Origin of the sequence: Candidatus Syntrophosphaera thermopropionivorans (assembly GCF_004353895.1) — a bacterium.
GTDB lineage: Bacteria > Cloacimonadota > Cloacimonadia > Cloacimonadales > Cloacimonadaceae > Syntrophosphaera > Syntrophosphaera thermopropionivorans.
Genome location: NZ_SMOG01000001.1, coordinates 133320 through 154439, shown reverse-complemented (window position 1 = coordinate 154439; position 21120 = coordinate 133320). Strand labels below are relative to the sequence as shown.

Below are 21120 nucleotides of genomic sequence, written 5' to 3'. Positions count from 1 at the left end.
TATTATCCTCTTTCTCTATCTCTTTCAATGGCTTCTCTGCGAAGGGATTCTCGTTTGTCATAAATCTTTTTCCCTTTTGCCAGAGCCAGAATAACCTTACAGAGCCCTTTTTCATTGATTTTGAGTTCCAGAGGGATTAAGGTCATACCTTGTTCTTCAACTTTAGATTTTAACCTGATAATTTCTCTTTTATGAAGTAATAGTTTGCGTTTGCGACTGGGATCCGGAACAAAATGGGCAGATTTTCCCCAGGGACTGATATGAAGGTTGTAAAGCCAGCATTCTCCATCTTCAATTTTGGCATAGCTATCGCGAAAATTGACATTTCCTGCCCGGATGGATTTTATTTCACTTCCAGTCAGTACTATTCCCGCTTCTATTTTCTGCAGGATATAATAGTCGTGTTCAGCTCTTCTATTTTTAATTGATTTCAATTTGCTAATTGCTGAAGAATATATTCTTTTTGTTGTTTAGCGGTAGCAATAAGAGCAGATTCATCCTCTTGCATAAGCTTCCCATTTTCCAGCACAATTTTGCCATTAACGACAACATCTCGCACATTCCTTGAACTGAGAGCATAGACAATATGAGAATAGGGATTATATAGTGGCTGACTTTCCAGTTCGGAAAGACTAAGGATACAAATATCTGCATCTTTACCAATTTCCAGGGAACCACGTTTATGGGAAATACCAAGAGCTTTGGCTGCATCACAAGTTGCCATTCTCACAATATCCACTGCTGGAAGAAAAGCAGGATCATTATTTATCACTTTATGCAACTTAGCGGTAACATCCATTTCTGACAGGATATCCAGATTATTGTTAGAGGCAACTCCATCAGTAGCAAAGCAAAGATTTACCTTATACTTTCTATAAGCAGCCAAAGGAAGAATGCCAGAAGCAAGTTTGAGATTACTTTCCGTACAGATAGCAATAGAAGCAGGAACCTCTGATAGTAGCTCAATTTCTTCTTCATCTATCCAGACTCCATGAGCATAAACCGCTGGTAAATCAAGGATTCCTATATCCTTTAGATAAAAAACTGGTCTCAATCCGTGTTCTTTGATACATTGTTCTACCTCTGATTTTGTTTCGGAAAGATGCATATGCAATAATATTCCTGTATCAGCTGCTACCTGAGCACATTTCTCCAGCGTTTGACGACTGCAACCATAGATGGAATGAGGTGCCAGATTAAAATCCACATAGGGATTATCCTTATAGCGTTGTTTCAATTCCAGCATCTTATTTCCAAGTTCATTAAACCTTTCTGGAGAACTGTTATTCCCATCTAAAAGTGCCTCGCCAATAATAGCACGCAAACCCACTTTAGTACAGGCATCAGCTATAGCCAGCATATCAAAATACATATCGTGAATCTGGGTTATGCCATTTTTCAGCATTTCTGCTGCTCCATGAAGCGAGGCATTATAGATGAAGTTTCTATTTAGAATCTTTGCTTCAAGTGGCCAGATATAATGATTTAACCAGATTTCCAGAGGAAGGTCATCCGCTAAACCGCGAAAATAGGTCATTGGAAGATGAGTATGTGCATTAATCAAACCAGGCATCACAATGCAATCCGATGCATCCAGAGTTTTAGTAGCAATATATTCCTTGCTTTCTGCTGGATAGATGTCAATAATCTTGCCTTCATCAATTGCAATCTGGTAATTTTCCAGATTCCTCATCTCCTCATCCATACAAAGGATAATGCCACCCTTTACGATTAAATCAATCTCTTTATTCATAGTATTTTTGCACCTTTTGAGCTGCTTCAGAAGCAGGAAAAATGCCCTGAGGAGTAATAATTCCAGTTATAAGTTTTGCCGGTGTGATATCAAAAGCTGGATTCAAAGCAGGAGATGAAGGATTAGCTGTCGGAACACCAGCGAACTGTTTCACTTCTTCTTCGCTGCGGAATTCTATAGGTATATCTTTGCCCCGAATGCACCCAAGGTCAAAAGTGGAAAGTGGAGCAGCCACATAAAAGGGCACTCTGTGATATCTTGCCAGAACTGCTTTTTCATAGGTTCCAACCTTATTTGCCACATCTCCATTTAAACAAACACGATCAGCACCAGTAATCACTAAATCAATCTCTTTCTTCCAGAAATAGAAGCCACAAGCACTATCCGGAATGATAGAATGAGGGATTCCTTCTTGTTCCAATTCAAAAGCTGTGAGAAGTGCACCCTGAAAACGAGGACGAGTCTCACTCACATAAACAAAAATCTTTTTACCCTGACGATGAGCAAAACGAATAGCAGCAAGAGCTGTTCCCCAATCCACAGTGGCTAATGCCCCTGCATTACAATGAGTTAGGATTCTTGACTGGTCCTGAATTATCGCACTTCCAATTTCGCCTATCGTGCGACAATCCTCTTCACTGTGTCTGGCAAATTCCTGGGCTGCAAGTATGGCAACTTGCCGACAATGCTTTATATCTGGAATAAACTTTATGGTCTGTTCATAAACATAGTTTACCCCATTAAGCAAATCCACTGCGGTGGGACGAGTTTCTAAAAGATGTTTTCTCGCTTCTCTAAGAGAAACACGAAATCTATCCTCGGGTGCAACTTGCGCCGCTAAAGCCATAGCAAAAGCTGCTGCAGTTCCAATGGCAGGAGCTCCTCTAACGGTCATATCTTTTATGGCTTGAGCCACCTGGAGGTAATCTGTGAATTCTACAATGGAAAGTTCCCAGGGAAGTTTGTTCTGGTCAATCGCATACAAACGATTATGTTCCCACCATACACTTTTATATTCTTTTTGATTTATTATCATATTATTCCGTTTTTATTTAGTTTTAAACTTTCTCCTCTTTAACTTTGTTAATTCTGTTATAATTCCAGATTAATCCACCTATAAGAGTTAATAAACTCGCAAGCAAACCTATCAAACTCAATCTGATACTGATAGTATAGGATTCTGGAGCAAAAACCAGTTCCAGTTTATGCTGACCTGCTGGAATCTGCAATCCACGAAGGATATAGTTAGCTGGATAGATAGGAATCTCTTTATCGTCTAACTTTGCTTTCCAGCCAGCGGGATAATAAACTTCGCTAAGCACTAAGAAAGAAGGCTTATCAGTATAAACATCATAAGCCAGCTTATGTAATTCATTAACGGTTTGAACCACGCTGCAGGAATCAGGAGCCTGCACATCTTTAATATCTGTTTCCACATAAGCCAGATTACGAGGATTAAAAGTCTCTTCCCTCAAAAGTGGTAAGATAGAATCTGCGGGAGCCACTTTCTGTACTTTATTCACAAACCAGGCACGAGGCAAAGCTCTATTATTTTTATATATAATCACATTGTCACTTCCATCAAAGACTGGATGGATATTAACTAATAATGAATCATAGGGCAGGTGTTCAGGATGCAACATATATTTAACTGATAGCATATCCATTATATTTGTTGGTTTTTCTCGTGGAATTTCTCCCTTTTCAGGGCTAAAAATTCCAATAAGATAATCACGCCATTCACCAGGTCCTTTAACGCTATCCTGCAGATAGTTCATTAAAGCATCATAACGAGCCAGTTTGGCAGCAGAATAACCTGTAACTATTTGATGATGATATGCCCATTCTCCTGTGGTCTTAGGCAAACGTGCATCACTGATAATATTTTGTTCAATTGGATAAATCCGATAGTTGCTATTATCAGCCAGTAGATATTCATCATAATCCTGAGCTGCAAAGCGGTCTTTATATTGCTGAACAGGTTGCAGATTCTCTTTTTTGAGAAACTTACCTGTATAGGTATAGAGGTCAATAAAGACAATTACCGACATCAGAACCACAAAAATCATTTGAGGCAATTTCTTCACGGTTTTAAGATATGCCAATCCAATACTGACAGTTAATAGTAGTAGACTCAATATTCCGCTGGTATATAGCATATTAAGCCGTGTAGCACGAATATCAGCAGGAATCTCAGTCATATTGTATTTTGCCAGCTGTTGCTTTTCTTGTGCACTGGCAAAAGGTAACCCTCCAAAAATAGGTTTAGCCAGAATCAACCATAATAGAAAGATTATTCCACAAATCCAGAAAGCCTTGAAAAGTCCTTTGCTCCATTGCTTTCTTTCCTCTTCCGTCAAACTTAAAATAGTGTCCAATCCCAGTCCTGCCATAATTACTGCCAGAATCTGAACCATCACCAGAATCATAGAGGGTACTCGGAATTTATTGAAATAAGGTAGATATTTTAAAAATAGATTAGAGAGATGGGGTGTAGCACTACCGAAAGACATAATTAAAAAGAGTAGAGAGCTGATTCCAAGAAAGGTAGCTGTTTTACGATGTTTTTTACCACACAAAGCTATAATTGCCAGAGCCAGGACTACAATACCAAAATAGTTATAAGTCTGAGTGAAGGGCATATAACCCCAGTAATCAGGACTCACACCTCCAAAAAAATTAGGAATAATCAAGGTAACGATTTCCAGAGGATGAAAGCTCCATTGCTGAGCATAGCTGGTTTCCAGACCCCCAGAACTACCACGAGGGGTATATTTACTGTATTCCCAAGTGCTTAAATAGGGATTCATAACCGCTAAAACTGTTATCAGAAATGCCAGAATAAGCAATCCAGTAAATTGCCAGAATTTCTTTAAATCCTTAGCTTTAAGGCTTACTATCAATTGCCAAATCCAATACAATCCTACAAATAGATATAAATAATAGGTGATTTGCGGATGATTCTCTCGCAATTGCATAATCAAGGTTGTGCTCAAGAATCCAAGTCCAAGCAACCCTGGCTTTTTCCTTAAATGAATTAAAGCCCAGATAACCCAGGGAATATACATTATAGCTCGGAATTTAGTATTGTGTCCTATCTCCAATAATCCCATCCAGTGGCAGGAAAACATAAAGGCTACGGCACCTAAAAAACAAGCCCAGATATCTAGTTTGAGATAGCGTAGCAATAAAAACATTCCCAGAGCACCTACAAATAGCAGGAATATCCTCCAGTTGATAACCTTATCTGTTATCCTGGTGATGTTTTCCAGAAAAGGATAGCGATTGGGAAAAGATATCATATAAGAAGGCATCCCGGAAAACATACTCTGAGTCCAGAGAGCAGGGTCCTTGTGGGTCTTATTATACTCTATTATCTGATGTGCAGCTCCTTCCCATTGAGCTGTATCCGAAGCTGGAGGAACCATATGCTGAAAAGCTACTGGAAAATAGAGCAGACTAACAAATACAAACAAAAATATCATCAAAACCCAGGGCAGCCATTTCTTTTGAGAAAGAGTCTCTCCAGGTTCGATTACACTAACTGGCACAGAAGAGGGTTTGCCTTTTTCCTGCAATTTTTTCTTTACCTCTTGCTGAGTTACCATCTTTTTCTTCTCTTGTTTCCCAACTGGGGAAATTTTGGGATTGACAATTTTCTTAGCCATATAATCCTCAAATCAGATATTGTTATTACCTTTGAATTATGCTGCTTTTATTGGTCAAGAATAAATTGCACAGCATAGTTATTTAAATAACGGAGTTGCACTATGATATTTGAATTCCAGAAAAGAATATACGGCTATGAATGTGATGTGTATGGACACCTAAACAATGCTAATTATCTCCAATTACTGGAAGCTGCACGGGTGGAAGCTATGATAAAGATGGGGATGTCCATTAAAAGAATGAGAGAGCTCAATCTGCAGATTCTTATCCGAAATTTCAACCTGGACTATAAAAGAGCTGTCCAGCATGAGGATTTAATCACTATCCGAAGCTGGTTTGATGAAATAAGCAGAATAAAACAACACTGGATTCAGCAGATTTATGATTCCAGTGGTAGGCTCTGCTTTGAAGCTCAGATGCTGGGAGTTTTTGCCAGTGAAGGAAGAGCGCAACGCTTACCAGTGGAAGTCTTTGAGGTCTTCCATCTTTACCAAGAATCTAAAGCTCCATCTTAAATAAGCTAATTAAAACTATTTACTCTTAGCACGGTGGTACTTTATTATCGGTAAAGGCTTGTATCATAGTAAGTAAAAGTAAATTGTTCTTGACAGTTCCAGTCAAAGATAAAAAAGGATTTCTCTATAAAAATATGATAAAAGGAGCTTGAATGTCCAGTATTGCGGACAATATTAAGAGAATAAAAGAACAAACTGTAGAAAAACTAATTTCCCTGGGAAGACCTGAAGATGACATAACTATTGTAGCTGTCACGAAAACTCATCCAGTTGCAGTAATAGAGGAAGCTCTGCGAAATGGCATTTCTCATATCGGAGAAAACAAGGTGCAAGAAGCAATACATAAAATCCCATTTATAACCGTTCCTTATGAAGGTTTCCACTTTATAGGTCATCTCCAATCCAATAAAATAAACAATCTCTTAAAACTAAAACCAATGCTCATTCAGTCCATAGATAGTCTATATATCGCTCAACAACTTAATCGTTCACTGGGACGAAAAAATATCACTCAGGATATTTTAATTCAGGTTAATACTACTGCTGAAACCACTAAAAGTGGAGTCAACCCAGAAAATGCTATAGATATGATCTGGCAGATTGCTGCTTTGCCTTGTCTGAATATTAAAGGATTAATGACCATCGGAATGCTTAGTCCTAACCCGGAAAACACCCGTCCCTACTTCAGAAAATTATGGAAATTGAAAGAGAAAATAGAGGCTGAAAAAATACCTGAAGTTCAAATGAAATATATTTCTATGGGAATGAGTGAAGATTACCTGATAGCTCTGGAAGAAGGGTCCAATATGCTACGTCTGGGCACTATTATCTTTGGTACCAGAAATTATGGAGGAACAAATTGAACTATCTGATTTTAATTCTAATCATTATAGCTGCCTATTTTTATGGTTGCATCTCTTCCGCTCGTGTTGTAGCAAAAACCTTCCGTTCTTTAAATATATATAAAGTTGGCACTGGCTTAGCTGATACAGAAAATATCTTTGTTAATGTGAGTCGTCCTCTGGGAGTCCTGGTAGGATTACTGGACATTCTTAAAGCTTTCTTCTTTTTACTTGTAATAGAATATCTCGTGCGCTGGCTTAATTTTTATGGAATTGTAGAGGGGGCTGACCTTCTTTATAACAAAAACATTATGTTACTTTATGGACTGGCAATGCTGGTTGGACATTGTCTTCCTGCTACCAATAACTTCAAAGGTGGAAGAGGAATCTTCACCTATAGTGGGTATTTGCTCTATTTTGTTCCCGCTCCTATGATTATTTCTTTAATTGTTGCCGGAGTAATTACCTTCATCTGGAAACAAGTTCGTTTTGCTCAGTATGTTATTGTTATTCTTCCCGTGCTTTTAACTCATATTTTTTATGCCTTTATTCCTACTTTTAGAAGGAATTTACCTCCTCATTTTATCGTTATAATCTGGGCTATTGCAATTATTATGGGTGTACTTAATTTCATATTATCCAAAAGGTTAGGCGAAATATAGAATGTCCAACCATGCTTCTGAAGCTCTTATAAAAGAAAAAAAGACCTCTTTAGTTGATGTGGAAAGCAAGACCAAAACTTTCTTAAGCCCCATAGATATTATAACCATTGCTTATTGTGCCTGGATTATTATCTATATGATAATTGGTATTTTTGTGGGGAGAGCAGAACAACCTGCAATTCATCTTCCACGATTTATCAGCATTATAACTGCTGTGTTACTTATGGCTTGGCTGGAACGCAATTATGCTTCCGTTATGAATCCTAAGCTATTGCAATTTCTCCAATTTATCAGAAGTATTTATCCTGTTCTCCTTTTTACTTATTTTTACACTTCTCTGCATTCGGTTTGTCGCATTCTCTATCCTGAGTGGCTGGACCCTTTCTTCAGCAATATAGATTATAAAATCTTTGGTTATTATCCTTCAATGGTCTGGGGACAAAAATATGACAACTGGTTTGCCCAGGAATTTTTCCATTTTGCCTATTTTTGCTATTATCCTATGATTGCAGGATTGCCTACCTATCTCTATTTTAAAAATAAAGAAGGCTTTAAAGAGCTGATATTCAATCTTACCTTTGTCTTTTATTTTTGCTATTTTTTCTATAGTCTCGTTCCGGTTGTTGGAGGTCGTTACTTTCCTGAAGGTTATCAATTAGCTCATTCCTATCGTTATGGCTTTTTCACCAGACTTATGGCTTTTATCTATAATCATAGTGGACACTGGGGTGGTGCTTTCCCAAGTTCTCATATTGCAATAACTATAGTGCTTACTATTGCGGGTTTAAAATATGTGCGTAAATGGGGTTATGTGTTCTGTGTAATAGCTTTCTTTCTATCTATCTCTACGGTTTACTGCCATTATCATTGGTTTATTGATGCAGTGGCAGGAATTGTAACCGGGATTGCAGGTTACTTTGTAGCTAATTGGATTAGACAAAAACTGGAGAAAGAACCAAAATGAAGCGACTACTAACTTTACTATTCCTCTTTTGCTCTATTTCTATTTTTGCTCAGAATTCGGATATGCCTATCATTCAGAGTTATGATTATGCTCTTCCTGAAAACAATGTTTCCCCTATTGCCATAGGTATGGGTGGATTAAATGTAACCTATGCAGGAGATTTCTATTCCAGTTATTCCAATCCTGCTTTAATTGGAGACAATGATTTTAGCGTATTGATGGGTGCATTCAGGATAAAAAGTGATGAAGCGGTGAATTTTGCTGAAGCTGCTCAATTTAGCAATATTTTGAAGCCCAAGCAGTTAAAGTATATTTCTCTTCTGGCAAAACAAACAGCATGGACTTATCAACCAGTGGCTTCTGTACATATTGTTGAACCTCCTGAAACCGGAGTGGGATATCGCTATTATGACTATAAACTGGATAAAGTTCAAGCTACCATAGCTGGCAGTGATGATTCCTGGCAACCTATTCGCTTCGGTTTAAATCTTAAATACTTAACGGGAAGGCTGGTCTATCTTGTCTCTACCAATCCAAATTCCTTCATTGATGACAAACTTAATGGCTTTTCTACTGATTTAGGTTTTACCCTCCAGACGGGAAGTTTCACCTATGGTTTGGCAGCTTATGATATTTTCTCTCGCTTATACTGGGAACATTACAATTCAGAAGCTATTCAAAGCAGAGTAGCTATGGGTATTCAATACGGAACAGATAATTTCAACTTAAATCTGGGATTGCAGGGTAAAATTGCTCAATCCACTGATACCACCTATCATCTTGGAGGACAATATATCTGGACCTGGGGTTCGCAATATTATAGTGTGGAAAGTGCAAATAAAGCACTGGCGCTTAGAGCTGGACTATATAGTCACAACTTTTATGGTACTCAGAATATCAATTATACCATTGGTGGCGGATATAACTACAATATTTTCCGTTTTGACTTTTCCTTGAACAATAAAGGTATGAAACTTAAAGATAGTGAATTACTTATATCGCTGGGTGTGGGAATGCCCTAAACTATGGGTAACTTAACTTTCCTCAATGCAGGATTCCTCTTTTTCTTAGCTGCAACTATACTTCCATTAATTATCTGGTTGCTGGCTAAGAAAAAACCAAAACAGGTTGTTTTCCCTACTATCCGTTTCATCAAAGCCAGTCAAGAACAGGAAAAAAAGAAAACCCGATTTAAAAATATCCTTCTACTTATCATACGTATGCTCATTATTCTGCTGGTAACTTTAGCTGCTACCAGACCTTTATTTTCTTCTTCTCATTTGAAACCTTCTGCTAATCATCCTCCCACAGCTTTAGCAATTTTATTGGATACCTCATATAGTATGGATTATGTTTATGATTCTCGCAGCAATTTAGACCGAGCAAAGGATGCAATCAAAAAGATTAATTCACTCTCCAATTCTGATGACCGTTTAATCCTGGTCACTTCAGATGAAAACTGGAATCGCCTTCATTCTCAGATATATGCAGGCTCTATTCCAGAAGATATCATAGAACCAATAAGCGTTACCTACGAACCTTTAACCATTTCCCTTATGCTGGAACAGGCAAAAAGCCGCTTACAGGAAACTCAGTTTGCCAATAAAGAAATCTACCTGATAACCGATGGTCAAAAACAGGAATATCCTTCCCCTTCTGATATTACCCTCCAAGTGATTAACATCGCTGAGAACGAAGATTTTTCAAATCTAAGTTGTTCTCAAGCACAGGTCTTACCTCAACTGGCAGAAAAATCCAGAAGACAAACTATTGAGTTTAAACTCACCAATCATGGAAATAAAGACCGTCAGGAAGTGCTAGTTAGAACAGTGCTGGGAGAAGCAAAGGTAGGAGAGAAATTCGTCCATCTTCCTGCTCGTCAGACGGTAAATCAAACTATGGTCATAGACCTGCAAAAAGATGGCTGGCAGAGTGGATATGTGGAAGTGGTTGATGACCATCTGGAACAAGATAATCGCAGTTATTTTTCGTTCCCTTTTTATCTTTATCCTCAAATTGCGGTCATCACCCAGAACAGGTCTTTACCTCCAGCTTTATATTCTCTCTTAAGAGTTTATGCAGGCTCCGAAGGCAAAATTAATTTAATTGAACCGCAGCAACTTAATCTTTCTATGCTCAATCAATACCAATCCTATGTTTTTTTAGGCACCCCTTCTTTTCCACCTCAGATGCGAGAAGTCATAAATACTTTACAGAGTTCCAATCGTGGTGCTCTTTTCTGTCTTTCCGCTAATCTTTCCACTGAATATCGCGCATTTCTGGAAAATATATTTAAGGTCAAATTTGGTGCTTGGCAATCTCAGCCAAAATCTATAACTTATGTTAATCCCCATCATTTTACCACTTCTCTTGTTGCTGGAAAAAGTCTTCAATTCAATAACATTTCAGATTTCTGGCATTTAGAAGGGAGGGAAATAAATGCACTTCTGGCTGGTTCGGGAGAGACCTTTGCCTTAGCCAGAGATAATTTTATCCTCTGGAACTTTGACCCTGGTTCAGAACGCTCTACATTTTTGCTGGATGCAGCTTTTCCTGTCTTCGCTTATCGTTGTTTGGAACATACCAGTTCATCTATTGCTACCGGAGAAAAATATATTGTCGGAGATATAATAAACACTCACAGTGTAATAACTCCAGCTGGTGAAAACTTGTTATTTTCCAATCGTCCTTATAAGCTTTCTCAACCGGGAATTTATATTCTACAAAAGGCTGATGGAACGGAAACGGTTATATCGGTGGAAGCTCCCAGACAGGAAAGTGAATTTATCCCAATGAATTATCAAGAACTGAAAAATGTCCAGCTCTTAGGTGAGGACTGGCAGGATAAGATATTCCATACTCGGCTGGGTTATGAATTATGGAAAATCCTGCTGGCTATAGCCTTAGCTCTGGTAATTCTGGAAATTATTCTGGTTAAAAGTGAGGAACTGCGCTCCATTCCGGAAGCAGTTCCCAGTTCAGGAAGTTAACTATGATATTAGAAAATATAAAGGACCCTTCTTCCATCCGAAAATTAAATACGGAAGAAATGAACCTCCTGGCAAAAGAAGTCCGCAAACGCATCATTGATGTTGTGTCCAAAACTGGAGGACATATCGCTGCCAGTTTAGGTGTGGTTGAATTGACCATCGCCTTGCTCAATGTGTTTGATCCCTTAAAAGACCGTATAGTCTGGGATGTAGGTCATCAAACCTATACCTGGAAAATCCTTACTGGAAGAAATGATAGATTTGAAACGCTCCGTTCTCTTAATGGATTGAGTGGATTTAGCAACCGAAATGAAAGCCCTTATGATGCTTTTACCACAGGTCATAGCAGCACTTCTATCTCTGCAGCTTTGGGTATGGCTTGTGGAAGAGACCTCAATCGTGAAACTGGACATTGTATTGCCATCATTGGAGATGGAGCATTAACTGGTGGTATGAGCTTTGAAGCTTTAAATCATGCAGGGCAACTCCAGAAAGATAAATTCCTCGTAATTTTAAATGATAACGCTATGTCCATCTCACCAAATGTGGGTGGTCTGCAAAAATATCTCGCAAGAATGCTGGCAAGCCGTCCTTATAACACTCTGAAACAACAAATCTGGGACCTCAGTTCCACCTTACCTGCAAATCTACGTAGAACCTTCATTCTCGGAGCTCAAAAACTTGAAGAATCAATGATGAACATACTGGTCCCCAATATCATCTTTGAGGATTTAGGATTTAAATATGTGGGCCCCATTGATGGTCACGATATAAATTTAATCTGTACTATGCTTCGTCGGATTCAAAGACATATGGTAGGTCCGGTTTTTCTCCATGTTGTCACTCAAAAAGGGAAAGGTTATCTACCTGCAGAAAAAGAATCAGTCCTCTTCCATGGCGTGGAACCTTTTGATGCAGAAAGTGGAACTTTACCTGCTAATGGAAAGAAAAGCTGGAGCGAAGTCTTTGGAAAAACGATTTGCGATATAGCGGAAAATAATCCTGAGGTTGTGGCTATTACAGCAGCTATGTCCTCTGGCACAGGTTTAACCCCTTTTGAAAAAAGATTCCCCAAAAGATTCTTTGATGTAGGAATAGCAGAACAACATTCTGTGACCTTTGCCGCTGGCTTGGCATGCAAGGGAATAAAACCCTTCGTTGCCATTTACAGCACCTTTTTACAAAGAGCTATAGATCAGGTTATTCACGATGTTGCTCTGCCAAAATTACCAGTCGTCTTTTGTATTGACCGTGCTGGATTAGTAGGAGAAGATGGGCCCACTCATCATGGAACCTTTGATATCTCCTTATTAAATTCCATCCCTAATCTAATGATTTTTTCTCCTGCCAATGATGAGGAATTGATTGCTATGATAAACTTTGCTGCCACTTATAAGGAAGGTCCCATAGCTATCCGTTATCCTCGTGGTTCTGCTTTTCACAGTGAAGAAGTTGTTACCGATTTTATCCCTGGTAAAGCTCAAATAGTTAAAGAAGGTGAAAATATTGCTCTACTTTCCGAAGGGGGAGCCTGGCAAATTGCTTTAGGAACCTGGAACTTATTAAATAGCAAGGGATTAAATCCCTGGCTTATAAATCTCCGTTGCTTGAAACCCTTAGATGAGGACTTGCTAAAAAATCTCGGAAAAACCTGCTCCCATATCTTTACCTTTGAAACCAATGTGGTAATCGGTGGAGTTGGTGCTCGCATAGGACAATTGCTGGAAGAATCACCCTGTAAAGTAATTAACTTTGGTTATCCTGATTTCTTTGTACCGCATGGAAAGATAGAACAGCTTAATGAATTGATTGGTTTCACTCCCGCTCATCTTTCGGAAGAGATACAAAGACATCTAAGTTTATAAATGGCAAATCTTTCCGAGCCTATCTGTGCTCTTATTACACCTCCGGGTTATGCTGCTATAAATGTTGTAAGAATCAGTGGAAAAGGAAGCATTGGCATTGTAGCACAATATATTAAGCCCCGCAAAAAACTACTCAATTGCCCTTCTCATAGGGTGGTATTTGGCACCTTTTATTCCCGAGAAGGAAGAGCTATAGACCAGGTGCTTTGCACAGTTTTTAGAGCACCTCACAGCTATACCGGCGAAGATGTGGTAGAAATATCCTCGCATGGAAATCCACAAATTGCTTCTCAAATCCTGGAAAATCTACTTCTGGATGCAAGAATGGCTAATCCAGGAGAATTTACTTTGCGAGCAGTTTTAAATGGAAAAATGGACCTCCCTCAAGCAGAAGCAGTTAATGACCTCGTTTTTGCCTCCGGGGCTATGGCTGAATCAGCTGCGTTAATGCAGGTGCAGGGAATTCTCTCACAGCATTTACAAAATTTGCTAAATGATATATCGGAAACAAGATTACGCTGTGAATTAGCTATTGATTTCGCAGATCAGGACTTACCTCCTGTAGATCCTGAAGATTTGAAAAATAGAATATCCCATATTTTAAAACAAGCAGAAGAGCTGTATGCAGAAGGTGTTTCGCAGGGTAAATATATCAGAGAAGGCATTAAAATCAGTCTGGTAGGTGCACCTAATTCTGGTAAATCCTCTATTTTCAATGCGTTTCTAAAGTATAATCGTGCTATTGTTAACCCTCATCCTGGTACTACCAGAGATTACTTGGAAGAGAGAGTTAATTTACAGGGCTATACCTTGATCTTATATGATACTGCCGGATTGAGAATCAGCTCCGATGAAGTGGAACGGGAAGGTATTGAAAGAACCAGAGAGCTTATGCAAAACTCTGATTTAATTCTCTATCTTCTTCCTGTAGACCAGGAAATTGACTGGAAAGAAATTGATGAACTTCCCTCTGAAATAAAGAATAAAATTCTCTGGGTAGCAACTAAATATGACCTTATAACTCCTGATTTTTCTGATGTCAAAAACTCTGATAATTTGAATGGACATTCACCTGATTCCGCTATTCCTGCTTCTGTATATGCAATAGAAGGTCTGGAAAAACTCCAGCAAGCCATTCTTAATCATTTTGCTCTACCTCAAAAATGGGTTGACCGTCCCTTAGTAACTAATGCACGTCATCTTGCTGCTTTATCCAGAGCCATTTCTTCTCTTAAAAATGCTCTCCAATCTATTGATAATCAAGCAGGTTATGAATTTACCGCCTTTGATTTAATTGCCGCCAGCCAAGCTCTGGAAGAAATTCTGGGTATCGTTACCACCGAGGACTTACTCACCAATATTTTCAATAACTTCTGCATTGGAAAATAATATCTCACACTTAATTAAAATATCCAGCTCTTACATATAGTCCCCCAATATCCCTTTTAACATAGATTATTTACACCTTTATCTTCTCTCTTCATAATTTATTTTCCTCTTATTTTCCACCTTACTATCCCTTATTTCTTTATTACCATATCATTACTTATCATTATTGTCCTTTTTATATTAACCTGGGAAGATGTATGCCTTCCCCCAATTTCTCTCCTGGCTCTCTCTTGGCTCTTTTGCTCATAAAGTGCTAAGAGAGAGTCAATTAGGAGTTTTGCAATTTAAAATATGCCTAACTCACTGATATATAATACAATTAGCTATAACTTTCCTGACTTTTTGTGTCCAATAATCTTAAGATTTATATGATAATTAATTATGAACTCCTGAGCTGCATTCATATGAAATCCTTGAATTTTATAAAAGAACCGGGTAAAAAATGTCTATCTTTTTGATAGATATGGAGCTCTAAATTTTCTATTGCCATAATATAGCAGTTTAAAAGAATGGTAAATAAGAAATAAGTAAAAAAGGAGGTGATTATGGTCCAATATTTCAAAGTTCAAGAGCAGCGTTTTGTCCCTGCAATGTCACCGAATGAAGCTTTCTGGATTCATCTGGATAATCCTAATGATGAAGAAATCAAACAATTGATTGAACGCTTCAATTTGGAAGAAGACTATATCACCGACCTCCAGGATGCTGATGAGAACAGCCGTATGGAATATGATGGAGGTGCAGTTCTCATTATACTTCGGGTGCCTTTATATTACCGTCATAGATCTGCCACTATTCCTTTTGCTACAGCTCCATTAGGAATAATTGCGGTACAGGACAAGCTCATAACTGTTTCTTTCTTTGCCACTGAAGTGCTCACTCAATACCTTGAAGGTAAACATAAACCTTTTAATATCACACAACAGAGTTTTCTACTCCAAATAGCTCTCCGCACTGCTATCTATTTTCTGAAGTTCTTGAAAGAAATCATACGCCGTTCCAATAACATAGAAACTGAATTATATCAGAGTATGAGAAATAAAGAGATCACTCGTCTTTTAAGATTGGAAAAAAGTCTGGTCTATTTTTCCACTTCCCTGCAATCAAATGAAATAATTCTGGAAAGGATGCAACGCTCACGGTGGTTGAATCAAGACCCTGATGCAGAAGATATGATTGAAGATGTTATTATTGAAAATCGTCAAGCTATTGAGATGACTAATGTCCATTCCAGTATCTTAAGCAGTATGATGGATGCTTTTGCTTCTATCATTTCCAACAACTTAAATATCAGAATGAAATTCCTGACTTCAGTAAGTATCGTCCTGATGCTACCAACTCTGGTGGCAAGTATCTGGGGTATGAATGTAGCATTACCACTTCAAGAAAGTAAATATGCTTTTCTCATTTTGATGGGAATCTCAGCAGTTGCATCCACCCTCGTGGTATTATATTTCATCCATAAAAATATGTTTTAAATAGAGGTTATCTATGTATAAATTAAGCGTCTATGATTACTTTAGTGCTGCTCACCGACTTCGTGGATATGAAGGTCCTTGCAGCAATGTTCATGGACATAACTGGAAAGTTAAGGTTACTTTCCAGACAGATACACTTGATTCCCTTGGAATGGCTATAGATTTTAAAGTCTTAAAAGCGAAGCTCTGGGAAATCTTAAATCAGCTTGACCACATCTTTTTAAATGAACTGCCCATATTTAAAGATATTAATCCTACTTCTGAGAATATTGCCAGGTACATTTTTGAAAGCATAAGCGAATCCTTTAAAGATAGCTCGCTATCACTTTTAGAAGTGGAACTGCAAGAATCCGATAAAGTTAGTGTTATATATAGCAATGCTTAGATTCGTGCAATCCTATTTTGTTAAAAGTGCAGTTGAACCCAAAGATTATCCTGCCAGTGCCTACCCTGAATTCGCTGTTGCAGGAAGAAGTAATGTTGGTAAATCCACCTTAATCAATCTATTAACTGGCTATCATCAATTGGCTAAAACCAGTTCACATCCTGGTAAAACGAGACTTTTAAACTTCTTCCTTATTCGGTGGAAAGATGATGAAGCTCAAAAAGAAGGACATTTACAGTTAACTGACCTCCCTGGCTATGGATATGCAGAAGTCCCCTTAGCGGAACAGGAAAAATGGCGTAAAATGATAAACAACTACTTTGACCAGCGAGAAATGTTAAAAGGAATAATAGTTCTGGTAGATATAAGATTAGCAGCCGATCCTAAAGATATCCAACTCTTGGAAATGTTAAAACTTAGAGGAATAGATTACTGTGTCGTCGCTACTAAAGCAGATAAAATACCAAAGACCAAACTTAATCGCACGCTACAACATCTGGCTAAAGGACTTGGGTTGAAAGATAAAGATATCTTTCCGGTGTCTGCCCTAAAAAAGACAGGATTGGAACCTCTTTATAATTGGATAGGAGCACATCTGATATAAATATGACCCGTGACTTTGATGTAATCGTTGTAGGAGGAGGTCATTCAGGTATTGAAGCAGCTCTGGCTTCTGCCCGAAGAGGTGCTAAAACAGCACTTTTTGTCCTGAAACTGGAAACTATAGGCAGAATGAGTTGCAATCCTTCCATTGGAGGTCCTGCTAAAGGACATCTTGCTAAGGAAATTGATGCTCTGGGTGGAGAACTTGGTTATGTAGCAGACCTTTCCGGCATTCATTTTCGTATGCTAAACCGAAGTAAGGGTCCAGCTGTCTGGGCTCCTCGCGCTCAAAATGATAGGCTGCTCTATTCATTATTAATGCGACAGCACTTAGAAGAACAGGATAATCTCAGCTTGATAGAAGCAAGTGTTTCTGAACTTTTGGTAGAAAAAGGAAGTATTCAGGGTGTTAGAATCTTGCAAGGAATGGAATATTTTGCTCCTCAAGTAATCCTTGCGACTGGAACTTTTCTCAATGGACTCATCCATATGGGAAATATCTCTTTCCCTGGTGGACGTAGTGGAGAACCTGCTTCAGAAGCTCTTTCTAACAGCTTACTAAAGTATGGATTGAAACTTGGTCGTTTCAAAACTGGCACTCCTCCCCGAATTGATATGAGAACCCTGAACTATAATCTTTTAGAAGAACAACCAGGAGACCCTGAACCAATGGGTTTTTCTCAGTATCGGGAAGTAGAACTTTCTAATAAAGTTAGCTGTTATATCACCCATACTACCACTGAAACACATAATATTATCAAACAAAATCTGCAGAAATCCTCTCTCTATGGAGGCATCATAAAAGGTATTGGACCTCGTTACTGTCCTTCCATTGAAGATAAAATAGTGAAATTCCCCCAGCGCGAAAGCCATCATATCTTTATTGAACCCGAAGGATTGGACACCTGTGAAGGTTATGTGAATGGACTTTCTACTTCTTTGCCTCCTGATATTCAAGAAAAATTGCTACATAGCATTCCAGGTCTGGAAAATGCTCAAATAATGCGATATGCCTATGCTATTGAATATGATTATATTAACCCAGAAGAAATTCTTCCTTCGCTGGAATGCAGAAAAATCAAAGGTCTGTGGTTAGCCGGTCAAATTAATGGCACATCTGGTTATGAAGAAGCTGCTGCTCAAGGCATTATGGCTGGAATTAATGCTACTCTTGCTCTGGAAGGCAAAGAACCCATCATCCTCAGTCGCACTCAAGCATATATTGGTGTCCTTATAGATGACCTGGTTACCTGTGGAACTAATGAACCCTATCGTATGTTTACTTCCCGCGCTGAATACCGTTTGCTCCTTCGTCAGGATAATTGTGATGAACGATTAATGCCTCTGGGTTATCAATTAGGATTGGTCTCAGATGTTCGCTGGCAAAAATTTAAACATACTATGGAATTGAAAGAACGGGAAATGGAAAGGTTGAAAACCGAGAAGAGCATCAATCATCCTGACCTGAAAGAACCACAAAAATTTGCTGTCCTTTTAAAAAGACCAGATATCAATATAGAAAAGCTCAAACTTTACGGTTATAAACCATCTCCAGAAGTAACTCCAGATATTCTTCGCCGCTGCGAATTGGAATTAAAATATGAAGGCTATCTGCAACGCGCAGAAGAAGAAATGCAACGCTTCCGTGCTTCTGAAAATATCTTCCTCTCTAATGATATAGATTATTATTCTATCAATGCACTTGCCTGGGAAGCTCGTGAAAAACTAATGAAAATCCGCCCTCATAACCTTGCTCAAGCAATGCGTATTCCAGGAGTTAACTATTCTGATACCGCTGCTCTTTTGCTCTGGCTAAAGAAACAACAAAAAATTGAGAGAAAAGCTGAATGAAAGCAGTAGCAATAATTCCTGCTCGCTATGATAGCACCCGTTTTCCCGGGAAAGCTCTGGCAAAACTTCTTTCTAAACCTCTTATTCAATGGGTCTGGGAAGCAGTAATTAATGCCAATCTTTTTGATCAGGTAATAGTCGCTACTGATTCTATACAGATTAAAGAAGCTGCAGAGAATTTTGGTGCTATAGCTATTCTCACCAGAAAAGAACATCCAAGTGGAACTGACCGTATTGCTGAAGTAGCAGAAACGCTTGATTGCGATATTGTAGTTAATGTGCAAGGTGATGAACCTTTAATTAATCAAAAAGCTCTTGCCCCTTTACTTCATGTTTTTGAGAATTCTTCCATCCAAATAGCCTCACTGATGACTAAAATTAAAGATTTAAAACAACTTTCTAATCCTAATCTGGTTAAAGTGGTAGTAGATAATGCTTCTAACGCTCTCTATTTTTCTCGTTCTGCCATACCATTCAATCGTGATAACATCCATTTTGAAGATTACTTTCAACATATTGGAGTTTATGCATATCGTCGTCAAACCTTGATGCAATTAGTGAGACTACCTGCAGGAAAACTGGAACAGGTGGAAAAACTTGAACAATTAAGAGCACTGGAAAACGGAATCCCTATCCGGATGGTCACTACAGAATATAATGGTATGGGAGTGGATACTTTAGAGGATTTACTTAATCTGGAAATTTTATTAAAAGAGATGAACTATGAAGTTTAAGAGAATTTGTATTGTAATCCTGTCCCTGACAATTAGTTGTATCTATTCTACTCCCTTTTCTGTCTTTTACACAGGAGATACTCATGGTGTTTATGAAGCTCAATTGGATAAAGAACGAGGAACTCTTATGGGTGGCTATCTGGTTCTGGAAGAAGTATTAAATCAAAAAAGAACGGAGAGTAAGAATAGCATTTATGTAGATACGGGAGACCAACAAACCGGTACTATCTTCTCCTCGCTGGTAGAAGATGGAATTTATGGTGGAGCAGTTATTGAAGTCTTCAACCAGCTCGCACTTGATGCCAGTGTGTTTGGAAATCATGAATTTGACTTTTCCTATACTAACACCAGAGACCTGGCAAAAAAAGCTAATTATCCCTTTGTCTGCACGAATTTAATAGATAAAACTACAAGACAGAGTGTTTCCGGAATACCCTATGCTATTCTGGAGAGAAATAATATAAAAGTCGGAATCTTTGGCATCACTCTGGAAAAATTGCCTGAAAAAGTCAAAGCCGAAAATGTTAGTAGTGTAACCATCCTTCCACCTATTGAGGCTATCAATAAATATCTGGAAGAAGTTGATAAAAAGACTGATTTAATTATTGTCCTAACTCACCAAGGTTTTGAAGCAGATAGCTTGCTTGCCGTTAATCTGGATAAAAGAGTTGACCTCATTATTGGAGGACACGACCATATAAGAGCAGAAAAGCCCCACTTTATAAACGGTAAGTATCTGCTCTATAGTGGTTCTCATCTAAATTATCTGGGTTTAGCTGAACTGGAAGTTGAAGATGACAAAATAACCTCACTTAAAAATCAGCTTATTCCTCTGGAAATACCAGTAAAGGAATTTGATACACCTCTGGCAAAATATATCCAGGAAAAGACTGTGAAAATAGAAGAAGAGATGTCTAAGGTAATTGGTTTTATTCCAGAAGATTGGATTCCGGATAAATATCAATCCACTACCCTTTCTCGCTGGATAGCCAGTGCCTTAAAGACTGAATATGAAAGAATTTATCATCCCGATATGGCTATCATCAACAATGGAGGCTTAAGAAAAGTAATTCCTGCTGGACCGGTAACACTTCGTGATTTGAATGAATTGCTACCTTTTAATAATACGGTGGTAGTCTTCTCTTGCTATGGTAAGGATTTATTAACTTTCTTCCAGTTAAATGAACTTCATTCACAGGAAAAACCCTTTGATATTTGTGAATATACCAGGCTGGATTCAATTGAAACAGATAAAATCTACCGGATAATCTCACATGATTATATTGCTGGACAGTGGGATAAATACCTCGGTTTTAAGCCTTTTGATATCTATGATACCGGAGAACCTTTCTTAGATGCTATCATTCATCAGGTTCAACTTCAATTTTCGCCCATAAACGAAAAAGATTGGGATTAAAAA

General features: G+C 38.3%; 18 protein-coding genes. 14 read left to right on the top strand and 4 right to left on the bottom strand.

Features of this window, described 5'->3' with window-relative positions; all coding sequences use genetic code 11:
• Positions 1–2 precede the first annotated feature (2 nt).
• The 4 genes from smpB to E0946_RS00650 are packed head-to-tail and all read right to left on the bottom strand — an operon-like array spanning position 3 to position 5421.
• Positions 3–434, bottom strand: coding sequence for an SsrA-binding protein SmpB (smpB, locus tag E0946_RS00665; RefSeq protein ID WP_133200539.1), 432 nt, complete (start codon positions 432–434; stop codon positions 3–5).
• Entirely contained in the window at positions 431–1753 is a 1323-nt protein-coding gene (locus tag E0946_RS00660; RefSeq protein ID WP_133200538.1) for an amidohydrolase family protein, read from the bottom strand. The genes smpB and E0946_RS00660 overlap by 4 nt, the downstream gene beginning before the upstream one ends.
• Positions 1746–2789 carry an S-methyl-5-thioribose-1-phosphate isomerase gene (mtnA, locus tag E0946_RS00655; protein ID WP_133200537.1) on the bottom strand — a complete coding sequence of 348 codons (1044 nt, stop codon included), beginning with the start codon at positions 2787–2789 and terminating at the stop codon, positions 1746–1748. The genes E0946_RS00660 and mtnA overlap by 8 nt, the downstream gene beginning before the upstream one ends.
• A gap of 22 nt (positions 2790–2811) precedes the next feature.
• Positions 2812–5421 (bottom strand): YfhO family protein, encoded by a 2610-nt coding sequence (locus E0946_RS00650; protein ID WP_243713673.1) that lies wholly within the window; start codon positions 5419–5421, stop codon positions 2812–2814.
• A gap of 102 nt (positions 5422–5523) precedes the next feature.
• Here E0946_RS00650 and E0946_RS00645 point away from each other — a divergent pair, with 102 nt between their 5' ends.
• The 14 genes from E0946_RS00645 to E0946_RS00580 all read left to right on the top strand — a co-directional run bounded on the left by E0946_RS00645 (position 5524) and on the right by E0946_RS00580 (position 21117).
• Positions 5524–5937 (top strand): acyl-CoA thioesterase, encoded by a 414-nt coding sequence (locus tag E0946_RS00645; RefSeq protein WP_133200536.1) that lies wholly within the window; start codon positions 5524–5526, stop codon positions 5935–5937.
• Between the two features lie 152 nt (positions 5938–6089).
• Positions 6090–6800, top strand: a complete 711-nt coding sequence (locus E0946_RS00640; protein WP_133200535.1) for a YggS family pyridoxal phosphate-dependent enzyme — start codon at positions 6090–6092, stop codon at positions 6798–6800.
• The gene (locus E0946_RS00635) at positions 6797–7441 is read left to right on the top strand and encodes a glycerol-3-phosphate acyltransferase (protein ID WP_133200534.1); all 645 of its coding nucleotides are present in this window, start codon (positions 6797–6799) and stop codon (positions 7439–7441) included. Before E0946_RS00640 ends, E0946_RS00635 begins: the two co-directional genes overlap by 4 nt.
• 1 nt (position 7442) lies before the next feature.
• Entirely contained in the window at positions 7443–8405 is a 963-nt protein-coding gene (locus E0946_RS00630) for a phosphatase PAP2 family protein (protein ID WP_133200533.1), read from the top strand.
• Complete coding sequence (locus E0946_RS00625; protein ID WP_133200532.1) at positions 8402–9427, top strand: PorV/PorQ family protein; 1026 nt, start codon at positions 8402–8404, stop codon at positions 9425–9427. The genes E0946_RS00630 and E0946_RS00625 overlap by 4 nt, the downstream gene beginning before the upstream one ends.
• A gap of 3 nt (positions 9428–9430) precedes the next feature.
• Complete coding sequence (locus tag E0946_RS00620; RefSeq protein WP_133200531.1) at positions 9431–11395, top strand: BatA domain-containing protein; 1965 nt, start codon at positions 9431–9433, stop codon at positions 11393–11395.
• 2 nt (positions 11396–11397) lie between these two features.
• Complete coding sequence (dxs, locus tag E0946_RS00615; protein ID WP_133200530.1) at positions 11398–13260, top strand: 1-deoxy-D-xylulose-5-phosphate synthase; 1863 nt, start codon at positions 11398–11400, stop codon at positions 13258–13260.
• On the top strand, positions 13261–14649 hold the full coding sequence (gene mnmE, locus E0946_RS00610; RefSeq protein ID WP_133200529.1) for a tRNA uridine-5-carboxymethylaminomethyl(34) synthesis GTPase MnmE: 1389 nt from the start codon (positions 13261–13263) through the stop codon (positions 14647–14649).
• Positions 14650–15194: 545 nt separating this feature from the next.
• A complete protein-coding gene (locus E0946_RS00605) occupies positions 15195–16127 on the top strand; it encodes a magnesium transporter CorA family protein (protein ID WP_133200528.1) in 933 nt (310 codons plus the stop codon).
• 13 nt (positions 16128–16140) lie between these two features.
• The gene (queD, locus tag E0946_RS00600; RefSeq protein ID WP_133200527.1) at positions 16141–16512 is read left to right on the top strand and encodes a 6-carboxytetrahydropterin synthase QueD; all 372 of its coding nucleotides are present in this window, start codon (positions 16141–16143) and stop codon (positions 16510–16512) included.
• Entirely contained in the window at positions 16505–17116 is a 612-nt protein-coding gene (gene yihA / locus E0946_RS00595; protein ID WP_133200526.1) for a ribosome biogenesis GTP-binding protein YihA/YsxC, read from the top strand. Before queD ends, yihA begins: the two co-directional genes overlap by 8 nt.
• A 2-nt stretch (positions 17117–17118) precedes the next feature.
• Positions 17119–18966 carry a tRNA uridine-5-carboxymethylaminomethyl(34) synthesis enzyme MnmG gene (gene mnmG / locus E0946_RS00590; protein WP_133200525.1) on the top strand — a complete coding sequence of 616 codons (1848 nt, stop codon included), beginning with the start codon at positions 17119–17121 and terminating at the stop codon, positions 18964–18966.
• A complete protein-coding gene (kdsB, locus tag E0946_RS00585; protein ID WP_133200524.1) occupies positions 18963–19700 on the top strand; it encodes a 3-deoxy-manno-octulosonate cytidylyltransferase in 738 nt (245 codons plus the stop codon). Before mnmG ends, kdsB begins: the two co-directional genes overlap by 4 nt.
• The gene (locus E0946_RS00580) at positions 19690–21117 is read left to right on the top strand and encodes a bifunctional metallophosphatase/5'-nucleotidase (RefSeq protein ID WP_133200523.1); all 1428 of its coding nucleotides are present in this window, start codon (positions 19690–19692) and stop codon (positions 21115–21117) included. The genes kdsB and E0946_RS00580 overlap by 11 nt, the downstream gene beginning before the upstream one ends.
• Positions 21118–21120 lie beyond the last annotated feature (3 nt).

Coding starts and splice junctions, on each gene's coding strand:
- queD (WP_133200527.1), top strand. CDS start 16,141: ATGTATAAATTAAGCGTCTATGATTACTTTAGTGCTGCTCACCGACTT.
- kdsB (WP_133200524.1), top strand. CDS start 18,963: ATGAAAGCAGTAGCAATAATTCCTGCTCGCTATGATAGCACCCGTTTT.
- mtnA (WP_133200537.1), bottom strand. CDS start 2,789: ATGATAATAAATCAAAAAGAATATAAAAGTGTATGGTGGGAACATAAT.
- E0946_RS00630 (WP_133200533.1), top strand. CDS start 7,443: ATGTCCAACCATGCTTCTGAAGCTCTTATAAAAGAAAAAAAGACCTCT.
- dxs (WP_133200530.1), top strand. CDS start 11,398: ATGATATTAGAAAATATAAAGGACCCTTCTTCCATCCGAAAATTAAAT.
- E0946_RS00605 (WP_133200528.1), top strand. CDS start 15,195: ATGGTCCAATATTTCAAAGTTCAAGAGCAGCGTTTTGTCCCTGCAATG.
- E0946_RS00580 (WP_133200523.1), top strand. CDS start 19,690: ATGAAGTTTAAGAGAATTTGTATTGTAATCCTGTCCCTGACAATTAGT.
- E0946_RS00625 (WP_133200532.1), top strand. CDS start 8,402: ATGAAGCGACTACTAACTTTACTATTCCTCTTTTGCTCTATTTCTATT.
- E0946_RS00645 (WP_133200536.1), top strand. CDS start 5,524: ATGATATTTGAATTCCAGAAAAGAATATACGGCTATGAATGTGATGTG.
- E0946_RS00640 (WP_133200535.1), top strand. CDS start 6,090: ATGTCCAGTATTGCGGACAATATTAAGAGAATAAAAGAACAAACTGTA.
- mnmG (WP_133200525.1), top strand. CDS start 17,119: ATGACCCGTGACTTTGATGTAATCGTTGTAGGAGGAGGTCATTCAGGT.
- yihA (WP_133200526.1), top strand. CDS start 16,505: ATGCTTAGATTCGTGCAATCCTATTTTGTTAAAAGTGCAGTTGAACCC.
- mnmE (WP_133200529.1), top strand. CDS start 13,261: ATGGCAAATCTTTCCGAGCCTATCTGTGCTCTTATTACACCTCCGGGT.
- E0946_RS00620 (WP_133200531.1), top strand. CDS start 9,431: ATGGGTAACTTAACTTTCCTCAATGCAGGATTCCTCTTTTTCTTAGCT.
- E0946_RS00650 (WP_243713673.1), bottom strand. CDS start 5,421: ATGGCTAAGAAAATTGTCAATCCCAAAATTTCCCCAGTTGGGAAACAA.
- E0946_RS00660 (WP_133200538.1), bottom strand. CDS start 1,753: ATGAATAAAGAGATTGATTTAATCGTAAAGGGTGGCATTATCCTTTGT.